Consider the following 13,939-nt stretch of genomic DNA (forward strand, 5'->3'; position numbering starts at 1 on the left):
AATGATGAAATCTCAGACATCTGGTGATCATGCCGAAGGGGTTCCACCCGTTCCCATACCGAACACGGAAGTTAAGACCTTTAGGGCCAAGAATACTTGGGGCGCAGGCCCCTGGGAACGTAGGTCATCGCCAGGTAAACAGCAAAAAGACTATCTCTAACGAGGTAGTCTTTTTGTGTTAGAACGAACGATTTTTAAGCATTTAAATTTCTATGGGGTCGGGGTTCCACCCGTTCGGATCCACATTGCTGGAGAATGCGTTACAAGTCGCAATGTGGCGAAAGTCTCGTCCGCCTTTCGTCACACGGCTGGAGTTTTCGTTATGGGTTGCCGTGTGGCGAAAGTCTCGCCCGACTTTCGTATACCGAACACGGAAGTTAAGGATCCACTGCCGGAGAGTGCATTGTAAGTCGCAGTGTGGCGAAAGGCTCATTCGCCTTTCGTTTCAGGGCCAAGAATACTTGGGGCGCAGGCCCCAGGGAACGTTGGTTATCGCCAGGTAAACAAGCAAAAAGACTATCTCTAATGATATAGTCTTTTGAATTTTATGTAACTTATGGAAGTTAGTGTTTTTTGAAAGGGGAGCTTAGACTCCCCCATTTTTTGTTTCTAATAGACTATTGGGTTCGTTGGTTTTGTTCTTTATCAGTTTGCCCCAATCTTTCTATTTGAGGTTCATAAGCCTGTTTCTTTATCTCTTGAAAATGTTGTTCCATTTGGGGATGTTTATCTGCTAAAACTTTTCTTTTTGTTTCATCATTAGTGCTCAAAAAGAACGCCTCCTTAATTTTTAAATATTACCAAAACAGTATTTCCAAATTTGGAGAAATAATGTTTGGTATTATATATCAATTTTTAACTTGGCCCTCATCGAGAACGGTAGAGCTAATATTCGTAAAGCATGTGTGAGGATTAGCAGATAAGCTCACCCTTTTTGATAGTACAAATTGAGAAGGGAGCTTCTTGTAAGCTGTGGCTTTATTTCTTCAAGAAGCTCATCAACCAATCTAAATTTATTATATCCAATAAGAGGGTCATTAAGCTGGAATGTTTTGGTGTTATTTAACTAAGTATAATAATTGTATCTACGGATAAAATTATTAATAGATTACTCTTTGCTATTTACTATAGCTATAGAGTTTCTAAGGGGTTACAAGCAACATCAAATCCAAATGGACTTAAGAAATTCCAATATGGCCTTAAATGTGGATTATTAATGTAATTTGAACTGAATTCTATTTGTTTTTATGGTTAACTTGTGTTCTTAAGAATATGTAACTAAATGTTCCTTATTTCAAACGAAATTTATCTGACGAAATTGATTATTAACAGCAGGAGGTTACGTTATATCATATGAATGTAGAAAACAATTCTAGTAACCCAGCGAAAGAGGGAACCACCAAAAACATTCTTGCGTATTTTAAAAGTCCAGAAGAAGCCAATAAAGTACAAGAGAAGCTAAAAGACTTGGGCGTGAGTGATATTCAAGTAGATCGTTTTAATAAATATCCGCTTGGAAGTGCAGATCAATTAATGAATCCATTAACAGGTGATACACCTAGTCAAGCAACATTAACTTTAGGCATAAATGCTGGTCAAGATACTGGAATCTTAGTTTCTACGGATGTAAGTGCAACTGGAATGAGTGATGGCGGTCAAAATCCTATAACTGGCCGAGATATTATTCTGGGCACCGTTGTTGATGAATCGATTTTTGAAAAGGCTAGACTATTAATTAAAGAAGGCGATGGCGTGGTGTAACAGAATTCAATATCTCATTATTGTAAAAAGGGAAGAGCTGTTTTGTAAGCTCCTCCCTTTTTTAATGGCACGTATTACTTTTTGTGAGTTGGTGGTTTCATTTTCTTCAAGAAGTTTATCTCACTGACATAGAGTTGCAAATTAATATTTTGAACAATTCCCTTCCCTACTTCAGTCAGGAAAAAATAATAATCTGCGACTTTTACTTAACTATATCAATTCCTTTGCATTGCTGCCAATTTAATATATCCAGGTACTGGGTTTGTAATCTGGAGGGTTTTGTAAATTTATCTCACATGAAAAATTGAGTTCCACGCAGAATATACTAAATTGCCTAATCGTTCCTCAGCAAAGGTGGGGCCTTTTTTGTATCCAGGTGGTAGCTTTATTATATACAGGCAGACGAAGAATTGTGCTAAAGCAATTCAAATATAAGGATTTGCAAGGAGGAATCGACGCGGTCAGCAGTTCATTCAATGAGTGCCTAGAAAATTATCGTCCTTGCCTACCAACACCAAACGTACGAACGAAGTTTCACTTTGGGCAATAACAAATATAATACGGCTTTAGCAGTGGCTAGTATGTGGGAAAATAATTTCTTTCCACTATGATGTGCAATGAGCGCATATTTCATATTGATATTTTCACAGAACGTGGTTATAATGAGAACAGAAGTTCGTAAATGAACCAAATGCGTGTACTGTTAAGCGATCAAAATGAAAGAAATTCGCGCTGGATTACAACCGAAAAACGTATTACGTTGATGAACAGTGACCGATTAAGTACGATGGATGCCCAGTGTGCCAGAACAAAGAAACCCAATTATTAGTCGCAACAAATTTTTTTGGGGCGACCCACTTAAAAAAGAATACTAACTCGTATGAATACTGTGAGATAGCTAAGAAAAAACTCGAGAAACGAAGAAAGAACGCAGATTGTCGTTGCCAATTGGACGACTATAAAAGGAAAGATGAAGATCATTTAATATCGCCGTCTTGAATATGTGGAGGTGAAATATGCCAAACGTAACAGCTATTTGTTATCTTTTATCTTTATTGTTCTATGGAATAGGATATTCGAAAACGTTGGTCATTATGAGCGCTTTAACAGTAAATACTTATGACAATACTATTGATGTATCTCTAGCAACGGCTTATTTTGTTTTGGCAATCTTTTTAGCAGTAATCGGCTCTCTATTCTTTTACGTTAAGAATAATAGAGAGAAAGGAATTATTGAAATCGAAAACATTGAATGCAGCAAAAAAGTGGATAGGAAATCAAATGATGGAAAACGAGCGAGCAAACTTGAGGTTAAAGCCCAATTAACACAGTCTGAGTACGATCTTGATTCGGACAGGATGATGTCTTCGCTATAAACGTGACATCCTAATTACATCCAAAATTGTCCGTGAGAACATCTTCGACACATATTGTAAACTTGAATCCGCTAGAAAAAAATCTTAGCGGATTTTTGCTTTATTAAATGGGAATATTCTCTAAATAAGTGGACAATGGTAATGCCTCTGGTCTTATTCTGGGTAGTAAGACGGTCGTGATGATAGAATGGAAATAGCCTTATTAACCGTATAGTTGGATTTTTGGACGAAAATTGAAATAAGAAAAGTCGCAAGGAGCTGCTGGGGGAATACAAGCAGCTTAAGACCTATATGGGTGTAATCCAAATAACAAACAATGCCAGCGGCAAAATTCACGTAGCCAATTATCCCAACCTAAAAAACCGATGGTTGACCATTCAGGGCCAGCTGGTCATGGGTTGGCGTATGATTTTGAATAAAATTGCATAGCAATAGAGTAAATCATCAGCACTATAGCCTGTACCACAGCCAAACTAATGATTTTATTATTATCGTAAGGGTTTCTCAGACCTCTATTTATGCTAAAATCAGAGGGAATGAGAGGGTGAATTGAGAATTGCTTTTCAAAGTTATTGAGTACATGAAGATGTTTACCACATTGGATGTGGTTTGACGGAAGAGTTAATCTACCATATAGCCTAGGTCAAGTTATACTGCCTGTGCTATATGGTTTTTTGCTTAGGATAAAGAGTTTAGTGAACTTTTCCCCGAGGAACAAAGCTTAACGTAGGTAAGAGCCCCCTTGTGGCAAGATAGTTGGCATAGACCTAATGATATGGCACTTAGATTGAAATTAGACCCCAATATTGTGAAGGATATGAAGAAAGATTGGGAAGCTATTTTCTCATTATTGACTAAATACATAAATTGTAATTATTCGGAACAAAGGTATATAAGAAAATATATTTTTAGGGTTAAAAAGAGGTAAAAATAATGGATAAATATAATGACCTTTCAAAGGAAAATCTAATTGATAAAATTAGAGAATTAGAAGACCTCATAGATGCATTGAAGGAAGAAAAGAATCAAGAGGAATTGTTGATCTTTCCCTGGGTAGGGAATCTAGGCCATTGGTATTGGGATGTAAAAAGTAATAATGTTATATGCAATGATCAAAAAATTCTAGCTTTAAAATACAGAAAAGATGAGATCCCAAGAAAAATAGGCTTTCAGTTTTTTACAGAAAAGCTCCATCCGGAAGACTATGAAAGAGTTATGGAAAATATGAGGCGGCATTTGTATGGACATACTCCAGTCTATGAAGTGGTATATAGAATACAGGCTAAAGACGGAAGCTGGAAATGGTATTATGATAGGGGTAAAGTCACAAAACGTAATGAAGACGGCAAACCTTTATTAGTAGCAGGGATAGTTTTTGATATTACGGTGGAAAAAGAAATGCAATTACTAATAGAAGAAAAAAATAAAGAGCTTTTAGAAATAGTGAACATAGACTATTTAACGAAGGTCTTTAACCGGAAGGCATTATATGAAAAATTGAAATATGAAGTTGTCAGGGTAATGAGAAATAATGAATGTCTGAGCGTTTTAATGTTAGATATAGATCATTTTAAAGCAATAAACGATATGCATGGTCACCTAGTTGGAGATGTGGTTCTTAAACAAGTTGCACAAATTATTAAAAAAAGTGTAAGAGAAGTAGATATTGTTGGTAGATATGGCGGTGAGGAGTTTTTGGTAATATTCCCGAAAAGTAATAGTAAGCAATGTTTTACCATAGCGGAAAGAATTCGAAAAAGTATTCAAGAATCAGAATTTCCTGATGGAATTGTAGTTACCCTCAGTGGAGGACTAAAAGAATATAATCAGGAATCAATCGATAAATTAATTGATGAAGCTGATAAATCCTTATACCAAGCTAAGTATAAGGGTCGAAATCAAATTGTTTTTTAAAATAATAGTATTTTTGTTTTAGTTATTTTTTATATCGTAAACCTTAGACAGGATAGCTAATTTACCCAAATATATCCATAATGGTCAAAAGGTTGACAGAGAAGAGTGATGAGTACAGATTATTTTTGTGAGCATCTGCTGAATGAAAGCAGGTGTCGTTTTTCACAACAAAAGCTAGAGAACTGGCTTAGGGATGGCAACCTGCTATAGGATTGCTCAGTCACATAATGCAACAGTTGACCTTGATACTAGTCATTTCTGGTACTGCTTTTTTTATACGGTTTCCTATAACGGAGACTCAGGAATTGTCAGATTTAGAAATAATATTGCCTTAATCAGGGTATAACAGGTGGTGTCTCAGAGTTCTTCTAAGATGTAGATTAATAAATTAGTATAGAGCATAGTCAGGACTATACAGAAGGTACAGTATCGCAAAGAATTCCTAACTATTTCCTTTTACTCAAACGTTTATATCTCTTGGATTAAATTCATTAAATAAACTCGTGCTTATGCGCGGGTTTATTTAATGAATTTCTTCTTAACTGAGGACGATAACAAAAAATTGCCTTCCAACGTCGAATTTAACGAAGGGAAGGCGCTTTATTTATGCCACTTGTTGTTCTTTCAGTACTAAAGTACTTTAAGTAATCAATGTCCCATCAAATAATGATTTCTCTGCAGGATTTTAAAGAACGTTTGACGAATAATAAGTAGACTGTCGACGAGAGACGGGGCATACTTCCTTAAGGTTAAAATAATTGGTAGTAAATTGTTAACGAGAGGTGATTTTTTTGGATAGTGTAATTAAAAATATGCCCTTCCATTTACAAGTTTATCAGATCTTGAGAGAGTCAATCTTAACTGGTAAGTTTCGACCAGGTGAACGCTTACTTGAACTTAAATTATCGCAGGAATTAGGGGTTAGTCGTAGCCCGATTCGAGAAGCCCTACGCATGTTAGAGCAAGATGGGCTAGTCATTACCATGGAGAATGGGACAGTGGTAAATCCTATGGAAGTAGAAGATATCGAAGAGGTTTATCAATGCCGAATTGCAACTGAACCGTATGCGGGTTTTTTAGCTACGCTGAAGATTAAAGACGAAGAAATTGCGGAACTAGAGCAACTCGTGAACGAGGCTGAGGTGGCCTATGATCAAAAGGAATCGAAGCAAGTTGTGGATTTAAATACAGCGTTTCATGATCAAATCATTCGCATCAGTGGGAATCGACGACTTACTGAAATCGTCGATAAGATTCGATCCCTCAGTATCTTAGCAAGGAATACTGAACTTAAAGTGTATTCCCGCCCAAGGGATTATCTCGATGAGCACAAGGAAATCGTAGAAGCTCTTAAGGGAAAAGATGCCTACATTGTAGAAGGTGTGATACGAAAGCACATTGAAAATGACTGGAAGTATTATTCACAACAGTATCAGGCTGCCTTAAATCGCACGTACGAATAAGATTTCCTAAGAAGTCTGGTTACAGGAGTGTACAATCATGAAAAGTATGTTGATAAAAAATGGTCATATCGTTACTGCATCAGACCAATTTCGAGGGGATATTCTCATTCAAGGTGGAAAAATTGCCGCGATTGGCAGAAATCTAAAGGTACAAACCGATGAGGTCATCGATGCGACGGGAAAATATATCTTCCCTGGAGGGATTGATGCTCACATCCATATGGAGGTTCCTTGTAACGATGGAAGTATCTCGGCTGGCTATAATACAGATTCTATAGCTGCGGCAGTTGGAGGAACTACCACGATACTAGATTACGTGCTTCAAGAAAACGGCCGTTCTCTCGAGGAGTCAGTAAGTCATTGGTCGGAGAAAGCAAAGCAGTCAGCCATCGATTATGGATTTCATCTCATTATTACTCAACCGAATGATAAGACCTTCAATGAACTGAAGCTTCTTGTGGAGCAGGGAATCACTTCGTTCAAACTGTTCATGGCTAATGACATAGCGATGACGGATAAAGACCTCTTTCGGTTTATGAGTGAATTCAAAAAGCTAGGATGTACTGCATGTATTCATGCCGAAAATAAAGAGATTATTGCAGCCTTGCAGGAACAGTACATTTCTCAAGGAAGTATCTCTCCGATTTATCATGCCAAAAGTCGCCCAGAGCACACGGAAGTAGAGGCTATTAACAGAGCAATCATTTTATCCGAACTCACTGGTTGCCTAACATTGATTGCTCATATTAGTACGGCAAAAGGACTGGAGCTTGTCCAAGAGGCAAAAGCTAGGGGGATTCATGTCCTCGGCGAAAGTTGTCCACATTATTTGCTTCTGTCTGAAGACAGATATAATTTAGAAGGTCATGAAAGTGCAAAATATGTCCTATCTCCTCCTCTTCGGAATCTAGAGAATTTTAAAGGTTTGTGGAGAGGTGTATTGAACGGTGCAGTCGATATTATCTCCTCCGACCATAATGGGTTTAACTATTCGACACACAAACAACTAGGGAAAGAGGATTTCCGGAAGATACCCAATGGGGCACCAGGAATAGAGCATCGCTTTGGCTTAATCTACCATCATGGGATGGAAAGAGGGATGGATTTATCAAGGTTTGTTGAGTTAGTCTCGACGAATCCAGCGAAGATTTTTGGGATCTATCCACAGAAGGGAACTATTGCTCCAGGAAGTGATGCCGATCTTGTTCTTTTCAATCCAGAAGTCGAACACGTCATCACCTCGGAAAATCAATATCAAAAATCAGATTATACTCCTTATGAACAGACTAAGCTCAAAGGGAAAGTAGACATCGTTTTGTTACGTGGAGAGCGTATTGTTCATCAAGGGAAATTCGTGGGTACCCTGGGTAAAGGAAACTATCTTAAGAGAGCCATACAGTAAAGTGCTAGCAAGAAGGGACTAACGTCATGGTTAGTCCCTTCTTGCTAGGGAAGGAGTATTCCTTGCCCTGCATAGTGATCTCTTTATGATTTAGAAGATGTTTTTCTACCTATCTGATTCTTAATTTGATTTTTGTATTATTGCTAAAAAGTTCGAAATTCCCAAATAATAATAGAGGAATCTTTAAAATCATGGCGAATAAATATAACATGTAGATTGTCGACAATATACAGTCGCGCGGTCCACTGCTGCTTTAATTAAAATCAAAAACGGAGGAATTTAGTCATGCAAAAAACCATGTTTGATCCTGCAGAACAGAAGAAGATCGGAATGCTAACACCCTCTTCAAACACTGCGCTTGAGCCAATTTGTTCAAGAATGGTTTCAGGTCTTGAGAATCAAGTCACCATGCACTATTCTCGCCTTGAGGTAACGAAAATTTCCTTAGACAAGGATGCATTATCGCAGTTCGATCTCGACCCATTTCTTCGTGCTGCAGAATTTCTTGCACATGCAGATGTTGATGCAATAGCGTGGAATGGTACATCCGGTGGTTGGGTGGGCTTCGAGTTCGATAGAATGTTATGTGAAAAGATCACTGAGGCAACGGGTATCCCTGCTACAACTTCTATGCTAGCAATGTTGGATGCTTTCGAGGAAAACGGAGTTAAGACCCTTCATACGGTTACACCTTATATCCCTACAATCGATGAACTTATCATTAAGCAGTATGCAAAATGCGGATACAAAGTTATTAATGCTCGTGGTTTGAATCAGACAGTCAATCGTTCCTTTAGTTTAGTAACCCCGGAACAAATTGATCAAATGTGTAAAGAAGTAAGCGTAGATCCTGCTGACGGAACCAGCATTATTTGCACCAACTTAAGATCAACTTGGCAAATCGAACAACTTGAAAGAGATTATGGCATCACTGTTTATGATAGTACGGCTGTAACAGTATGGAAAACTCTAAAAATGGTAGGACTTGATCCTAGCGTTGTTAAAGGCTGGGGTAAATTGTTCGAGGCAAAATAAGAATAAGGGGGATCAAGGGATGAAACGAACTAATGTACGTTATTTGATTTTAGGCATGGCTATGCTCATGTACTTTATTACGTTTATGGATCGTGTAAATATTTCTGTTGCGGCTCCTTATATTTCTTCAGAATATGGATTGAACAAAATTCAGATGGGCGCGATTTTTAGTGCATTTACTTTAAGTTACGCAATATTTCAGATGCCAGGTGGATGGTTTGGTGATCGTTTCGGAGCTAGGTTCATCTTGCCGATCTTTGTTGCTTGGTGGTCTGTATGGACAGCTTTAACAACTTTGGGTAGAGGGTATACTTCTTTTTTGCTGATACGGTTTGGATTTGGAGTCGGAGAAGCAGGGGCTTTCCCTGTAGCTCAATCCGCTCTTTCCAGATGGTTGCGTCCTGAAGAGCGTGGATTGTCACAAGGTCTTCTGCAAAGTGCTACCCGTATCGGTTCGGCAGCTACCCCTCCTCTTGTAGCAGCGATTATCGCTTGGGGTGGCTGGCGTATGGCATTTATCCTCTGTGCTGGTTTAGGTATCGTTTGGGCTATCGGTTGGTGGATTATTTACCGTGATCGACCGGAAAATCACCCTTTTGCAAGCAAAGCAGAAATCGATTATATCTTAAATGGTAAAAAGGAATCAATTGCTGTACCTAAAACCCCTTGGGGTAGAATCCTATCTAGTCCAAGTGTCTGGGCATTGTGCTTAAGCTACATGGCCTTCATCTATGTCACTTATATTTACTTCAACTGGTTCCCTACCTATCTTAAAGACGCACGTAATTTCCCCTTGTTAAAGATGGGATTTTATGCAGCTCTTCCATTTCTTGCAGGAGCTGTTGCAAATACTCTTGGCGGAATGCTCTCGGATAAACTAGTTAAGAAAACAAACGGAAGCAAATGGGCTCGTCGGATTATTCCTTTAGTAGGTTCCATTACGTTAGCTTTCTTTATGGTACCCGGAGCACTTGTTCAGAATAATGTAATGTCTGTCATTCTGTTATCCTTTGCTTTAGCTTCTTCGGAGTTTGGTATTGGAGTATATTGGGCTTCCGCTTTAGACATAGCTGGTCCTCATGCGGGAACTGTTTCCGGACTGATGAATACCTTTGGGAACCTTGGTGGTTTTGTTTCCCCTTTAGTTTTTGGTTATATAGTCCAAACTACGGGTAATTGGGCAACTCCGTTTCTGGTCGCATCCGTTGTATCTGTTGCAGGGGCATTATTGTGGCTTGTAATTGACCCAACTAAAAAGGTATACGACGAAACTCAGGGTTAGGAATATTAGAAATAGGTCAAGTCTGGGATAGGTGTTGCTCTGGTATCCCTTTGTGACACCTACTCCCTGTTTAAGGAGCAGGTCTATGGATCGATATATACGTTTTAGCAATAACAATAAGATTCATTATGGATTAGTTAATGGAGACAAAGTTAGCAAACTCATGGGTGAAGAGTTTCAAGATTTTGAAGTTTCGGGAATAGAGTACGATCTTTCCTCAGTGAAGCTATTAGCCCCATGTAGCCCTACAAAGGCAGTTTGCGTCGGACTCAATTACAAAGATACAATTCTCGAACCCGGAGCCAAGTGGCCGGTGGAACCTCTTCTATTCATTAAACCTTCAACAAGCCTATTAAACCCAGGTGAAAGTATCATAAAATGGCCAATGACAGAGGATTTGGCCTTCGAAGCAGAGTTAGCAATTGTTATAGGAAAAAAAGCTCATCTTGTGTCTGAGGATGACGCACATAAATATATATGGGGATATACGATTGCTAATGATGTAACAGCAAAGGACCTACAGAAAACAGATGGGCTATGGGCTCGCTCAAAGTCATTTGATACGTTTCTTCCATTAGGGCCCTGGATAGCCAGCGGAATTGATGCTCATAATTTAACGATTACTTCCTTAGTAAATGGCCAACAAAAACAAAAGGGAAATACCGCTGATTTAATCTTTGGAATCGAATACCTTGTGAGCTACATTTCTCATATTACAACTTTGCTACCGGGCGATGTTATTTTAACCGGTACGCCTGGAGGCTATGGTTCATCCTTAGACGTAAATGATAAGGTTGAAATAGAGATATCGGAGATCGGTACGCTAACGAACTATTGTAAAAGAAGTACTGATACATGGAGTCTTGCGCCTCGCCATAAATCTATATAGTGAACGCAAGCAGATTTGAACTACGTGTCATTAAAAGGCAACGTAGTTCTTGTCTATAAGACAACGGGTTTCTATATAAAGGCGAAACAAGGAGCTTTTCAGACTATTTTCCCGATAGACTTGTTTATTGAGTCGTAAATTTTAAGATGCAAAAATTGGTTGACATAACTTGCTGAAGCTATGGGAACATGAGTTGATTATAAGGGAGAGGCATTTACTCAATTACAACAAAGTATCCAGCAAGGGATGCAAGCCCTGAGTCAAGCTGATCGATATATTCAATCTACTCAGGTTCTAAATCAAATGAACAACTTTATTGAACAGGTTCAACAGCGACTTCAAAACATGAGTCAAAGTCAACAAAATCAGCAAGCTCAGGGTCAACAAAAGCAAGCTCAAGCTCAAGGTCAACAAAACCAGCAAAATTCTGGATGGACACCTCAACAACCTCACTTTCAATAAGTTAGCAAGTTAATTAATCAGTGAAAAACAATCCCCACATGCGAACAAGCAGGTGGGGATTGTTTTATTTCATAAAGATTGCTTGTCATCGCCTATTAAACATGACGTAAGAATTATTCCAATAACAATTAGCAGAACCATGATAATGGCATATTTCTCATACGATTGCTTTGATCTTCCAAGATGCATGATTTTTTCATAGATCTCAGGTGCCTGTTCCTCAATTGCTTTTACTTTATCTGGTATAGTAGCATATTGCCCCGTAATATCTTGATACATTTTACACAATTGTTCATTATTCTTTTGAATGATCCGATCAGAAACTGTTGTTCGTGTAATCGGTTGCTGTGTGTGTGGAATATCAAATGCAAAACTTACGCTATTGCTATCTATTGTAAATTCATTATTTAAATATCCTGCACTTCTTAATCCAGTCACAAATGAATCGCGCATTATCTCATCATTAAAGGTTATCTTTATATCCATTGCTAATTCTGAGGGTTCTGAAAACTCACCTAGTTTAAAACCCGTTAGCCACCAGTGTTTGCCTTCTCTTGTAAACAGAGTTTTACCGTTCTTTCTTAAAGTGAAAGACATTTGCAATAGATCAGCATCGCCACAACAATTATAAAAAGTCCCACTGAAAATATCAGGAATCTTTAGATCAAGCGCGCCTGTATAGATTCCAATTTCGCCACCAGTGACTAAATCATACTGACCTTTCCATAGTCCGATCATCCATTTCCGTTTGTTATATTCAAAGTAAATCGGTTCACAATCAATGATCATTCCCAAGGGCGCTGCCGCTTCATCATAAAGACGACAATACCCAATGCTTCTTTGCCAAGGATTCATAGTTGAATAGAAAATATCTTGTTTCAGATCATATGAATAACCTGCCATTTCTATTGCTTTATCTAATTCCTCGTTACCCGTTCCTTGGGGTAAGAAGCTGAGATCGTCACCATTTCTTCGGGTGACCGTTTCGCCTATGGATCTTTTTTGAATTGACATACGAATCCCCCCTCAGTACATATTATTGGATTTATCCATAACATGGTGCATAGATTGATCAATTTTGGAATGGTACAAGAAGAAAAATTTCGAAATATTGTACCAAATATCAATTGAGTATATCTAAATCGGGTGTAAATAATGAGACAACCTGGCTTAGCCTAGGTTGTCTCATTATTTCTAGATTAGCAAAATCAAATCCGCAAGGAGGAGGCAAGCTAGAAGATAATACCTGTAAATGAGAAGGAATTATAAGGGAACATGTTGAATGTTAAGATGAGATAAAGTTAATGTTAATGTACTCAGAAGAACAACAGGTGATATCCATAGTTGGAGGGATGCCTTTGGTATTTGAAGAGTGTTCTATTGACTCTGTATTATGAATAATTAATGTAAGTTGTTTGGATTATACTGTCACAGTGAAAGGAAGGAACGTTAAACATGAAAAAAAGATGGTTGGTATTATTTGTGGCAATCTTTGCCGTTGCCCTTCTGGGGGCTGGATGCGGTCAGAAGACGGCTAGCACGCAGCCGACTGCAGATTCGCAGCAGGCAGGGGATCCGTCATGGAAGAAAATTAAGGATAAAGGAGAACTTGTCGTCGGTTTGGACGATAATTATCCTCCAGCAGGCTTCCGTGATAAAAAGGGAGAGCTCGTTGGCTTTGACATTGATTTAGCTAAAGAAGCTGCCAAGCGGTTGGGAGTAAAAGTCGTATTCAAGCCTGTACAATGGGATGGAGTATTAATGAATTTGAAGAATGGGGATATCGACCTCATTTGGAATGCCTTAGGTATCACTACTGAAAGACAGAAGGAAATTGGTTTTACAGATAGTTACATGGCAGATAGAAATATTATCGTTGTAAAGCCAGGCTCCACGATAAAGACTAAGGCAGATTTAGCAGGAAAAGTCATTGGACTTCAATTAGGGAGTACAGCGGAACCGGCTGTTAAACAAGATTCGATGTCTTCTCAAATTAAAGAGATCAGAAAGTTTGAAAGTCCAACGGTCGCCTTAATGGATTTGGAGGCTGGTCGTATCGACGCAGTGGTAACTAATGAAATGAACGCCCGTTATCTGATTAACACAGATAAAACGACGGATAAATACTATATTTTAACAGAAAAAGAAGGCGATTTCGGCAGAGAACCGTTTGGAGTAGGAGTACGTAAGAATGATAAGACCTTCCTTACAGAGTTGAATCGAGTACTTAAAGAAATGAAAGCTGATGGAACTGCCGCCAAAATCAGTAACCAATGGTTTGGATCAGATATCATTAAGTAAGCAAACCATAAAAATAAGGATAGGAAGTATAGGAAGTTGAGAAAATACTTCCTA

14 protein-coding genes and 1 rRNA gene are annotated in these 13,939 nt (G+C 38.5%); 12 read left to right on the top strand and 3 right to left on the bottom strand.

Annotated features, from left to right (window positions below; genetic code table 11):
• The first annotated feature begins 19 nt into the window (after window positions 1-19).
• A 5S ribosomal RNA gene (gene rrf, locus E4K68_RS12900) occupies window positions 20-136 on the top strand.
• A 39-nt stretch (window positions 137-175) separates the two neighbouring features.
• The gene (locus E4K68_RS12905) at window positions 176-409 is read left to right on the top strand and encodes a hypothetical protein (protein ID WP_135379356.1); all 234 of its coding nucleotides are present in this window, start codon (window positions 176-178) and stop codon (window positions 407-409) included.
• Window positions 410-617: 208 nt separating this feature from the next.
• Here the strand turns inward: E4K68_RS12905 and E4K68_RS20660 are convergent, their stop codons facing one another.
• Window positions 618-770, bottom strand: coding sequence for a hypothetical protein (locus E4K68_RS20660; protein WP_199241763.1), 153 nt, complete (start codon window positions 768-770; stop codon window positions 618-620).
• A 583-nt stretch (window positions 771-1,353) separates the two neighbouring features.
• Between E4K68_RS20660 and E4K68_RS12910 the strand changes: the two genes are divergently transcribed.
• From E4K68_RS12910 to E4K68_RS12945, 9 genes are all read left to right on the top strand, one after another.
• A complete protein-coding gene (locus tag E4K68_RS12910) occupies window positions 1,354-1,761 on the top strand; it encodes a hypothetical protein (RefSeq protein ID WP_135379357.1) in 408 nt (135 codons plus the stop codon).
• A gap of 682 nt (window positions 1,762-2,443) precedes the next feature.
• Window positions 2,444-2,590: a hypothetical protein gene (locus tag E4K68_RS20390; protein WP_158291416.1), complete on the top strand. Its 147-nt coding sequence runs from the start codon at window positions 2,444-2,446 to the stop codon at window positions 2,588-2,590.
• A 187-nt stretch (window positions 2,591-2,777) separates the two neighbouring features.
• A complete protein-coding gene (locus E4K68_RS20665) occupies window positions 2,778-3,137 on the top strand; it encodes a hypothetical protein (RefSeq protein ID WP_199241764.1) in 360 nt (119 codons plus the stop codon).
• Between the two features lie 933 nt (window positions 3,138-4,070).
• Window positions 4,071-5,051 carry a sensor domain-containing diguanylate cyclase gene (locus E4K68_RS12920; RefSeq protein ID WP_135379358.1) on the top strand — a complete coding sequence of 327 codons (981 nt, stop codon included), beginning with the start codon at window positions 4,071-4,073 and terminating at the stop codon, window positions 5,049-5,051.
• 791 nt (window positions 5,052-5,842) lie between these two features.
• Window positions 5,843-6,514 (top strand): GntR family transcriptional regulator, encoded by a 672-nt coding sequence (locus E4K68_RS12925; RefSeq protein WP_135379359.1) that lies wholly within the window; start codon window positions 5,843-5,845, stop codon window positions 6,512-6,514.
• 37 nt (window positions 6,515-6,551) lie between these two features.
• Entirely contained in the window at window positions 6,552-7,916 is a 1,365-nt protein-coding gene (gene hydA / locus E4K68_RS12930) for a dihydropyrimidinase (RefSeq protein ID WP_135379360.1), read from the top strand.
• Window positions 7,917-8,201: 285 nt separating this feature from the next.
• On the top strand, window positions 8,202-8,951 hold the full coding sequence (locus E4K68_RS12935) for an aspartate/glutamate racemase family protein (protein ID WP_135379361.1): 750 nt from the start codon (window positions 8,202-8,204) through the stop codon (window positions 8,949-8,951).
• A 19-nt stretch (window positions 8,952-8,970) separates the two neighbouring features.
• On the top strand, window positions 8,971-10,233 hold the full coding sequence (locus E4K68_RS12940; protein ID WP_135379362.1) for an MFS transporter: 1,263 nt from the start codon (window positions 8,971-8,973) through the stop codon (window positions 10,231-10,233).
• An 85-nt stretch (window positions 10,234-10,318) separates the two neighbouring features.
• Window positions 10,319-11,122 carry a fumarylacetoacetate hydrolase family protein gene (locus E4K68_RS12945; protein ID WP_135379363.1) on the top strand — a complete coding sequence of 268 codons (804 nt, stop codon included), beginning with the start codon at window positions 10,319-10,321 and terminating at the stop codon, window positions 11,120-11,122.
• Between the two features lie 313 nt (window positions 11,123-11,435).
• Here E4K68_RS12945 and E4K68_RS21455 read toward each other — a convergent pair whose 3' ends face one another.
• Both E4K68_RS21455 and E4K68_RS12955 read right to left on the bottom strand, forming a co-directional pair.
• Window positions 11,436-11,561, bottom strand: coding sequence for a hypothetical protein (locus E4K68_RS21455; RefSeq protein ID WP_282432988.1), 126 nt, complete (start codon window positions 11,559-11,561; stop codon window positions 11,436-11,438).
• A gap of 92 nt (window positions 11,562-11,653) precedes the next feature.
• Window positions 11,654-12,598, bottom strand: coding sequence for a DUF4474 domain-containing protein (locus tag E4K68_RS12955; RefSeq protein WP_135379364.1), 945 nt, complete (start codon window positions 12,596-12,598; stop codon window positions 11,654-11,656).
• 441 nt (window positions 12,599-13,039) lie between these two features.
• Between E4K68_RS12955 and E4K68_RS12960 the strand changes: the two genes are divergently transcribed.
• The gene (locus E4K68_RS12960; RefSeq protein ID WP_135379365.1) at window positions 13,040-13,885 is read left to right on the top strand and encodes an amino acid ABC transporter substrate-binding protein; all 846 of its coding nucleotides are present in this window, start codon (window positions 13,040-13,042) and stop codon (window positions 13,883-13,885) included.
• Window positions 13,886-13,939: the final 54 nt, after the last annotated feature.

It is taken from the genome of Desulfosporosinus sp. Sb-LF (genome assembly GCF_004766055.1).
In the GTDB taxonomy this organism is placed as follows: Bacteria; Bacillota; Desulfitobacteriia; order Desulfitobacteriales; family Desulfitobacteriaceae; genus Desulfosporosinus.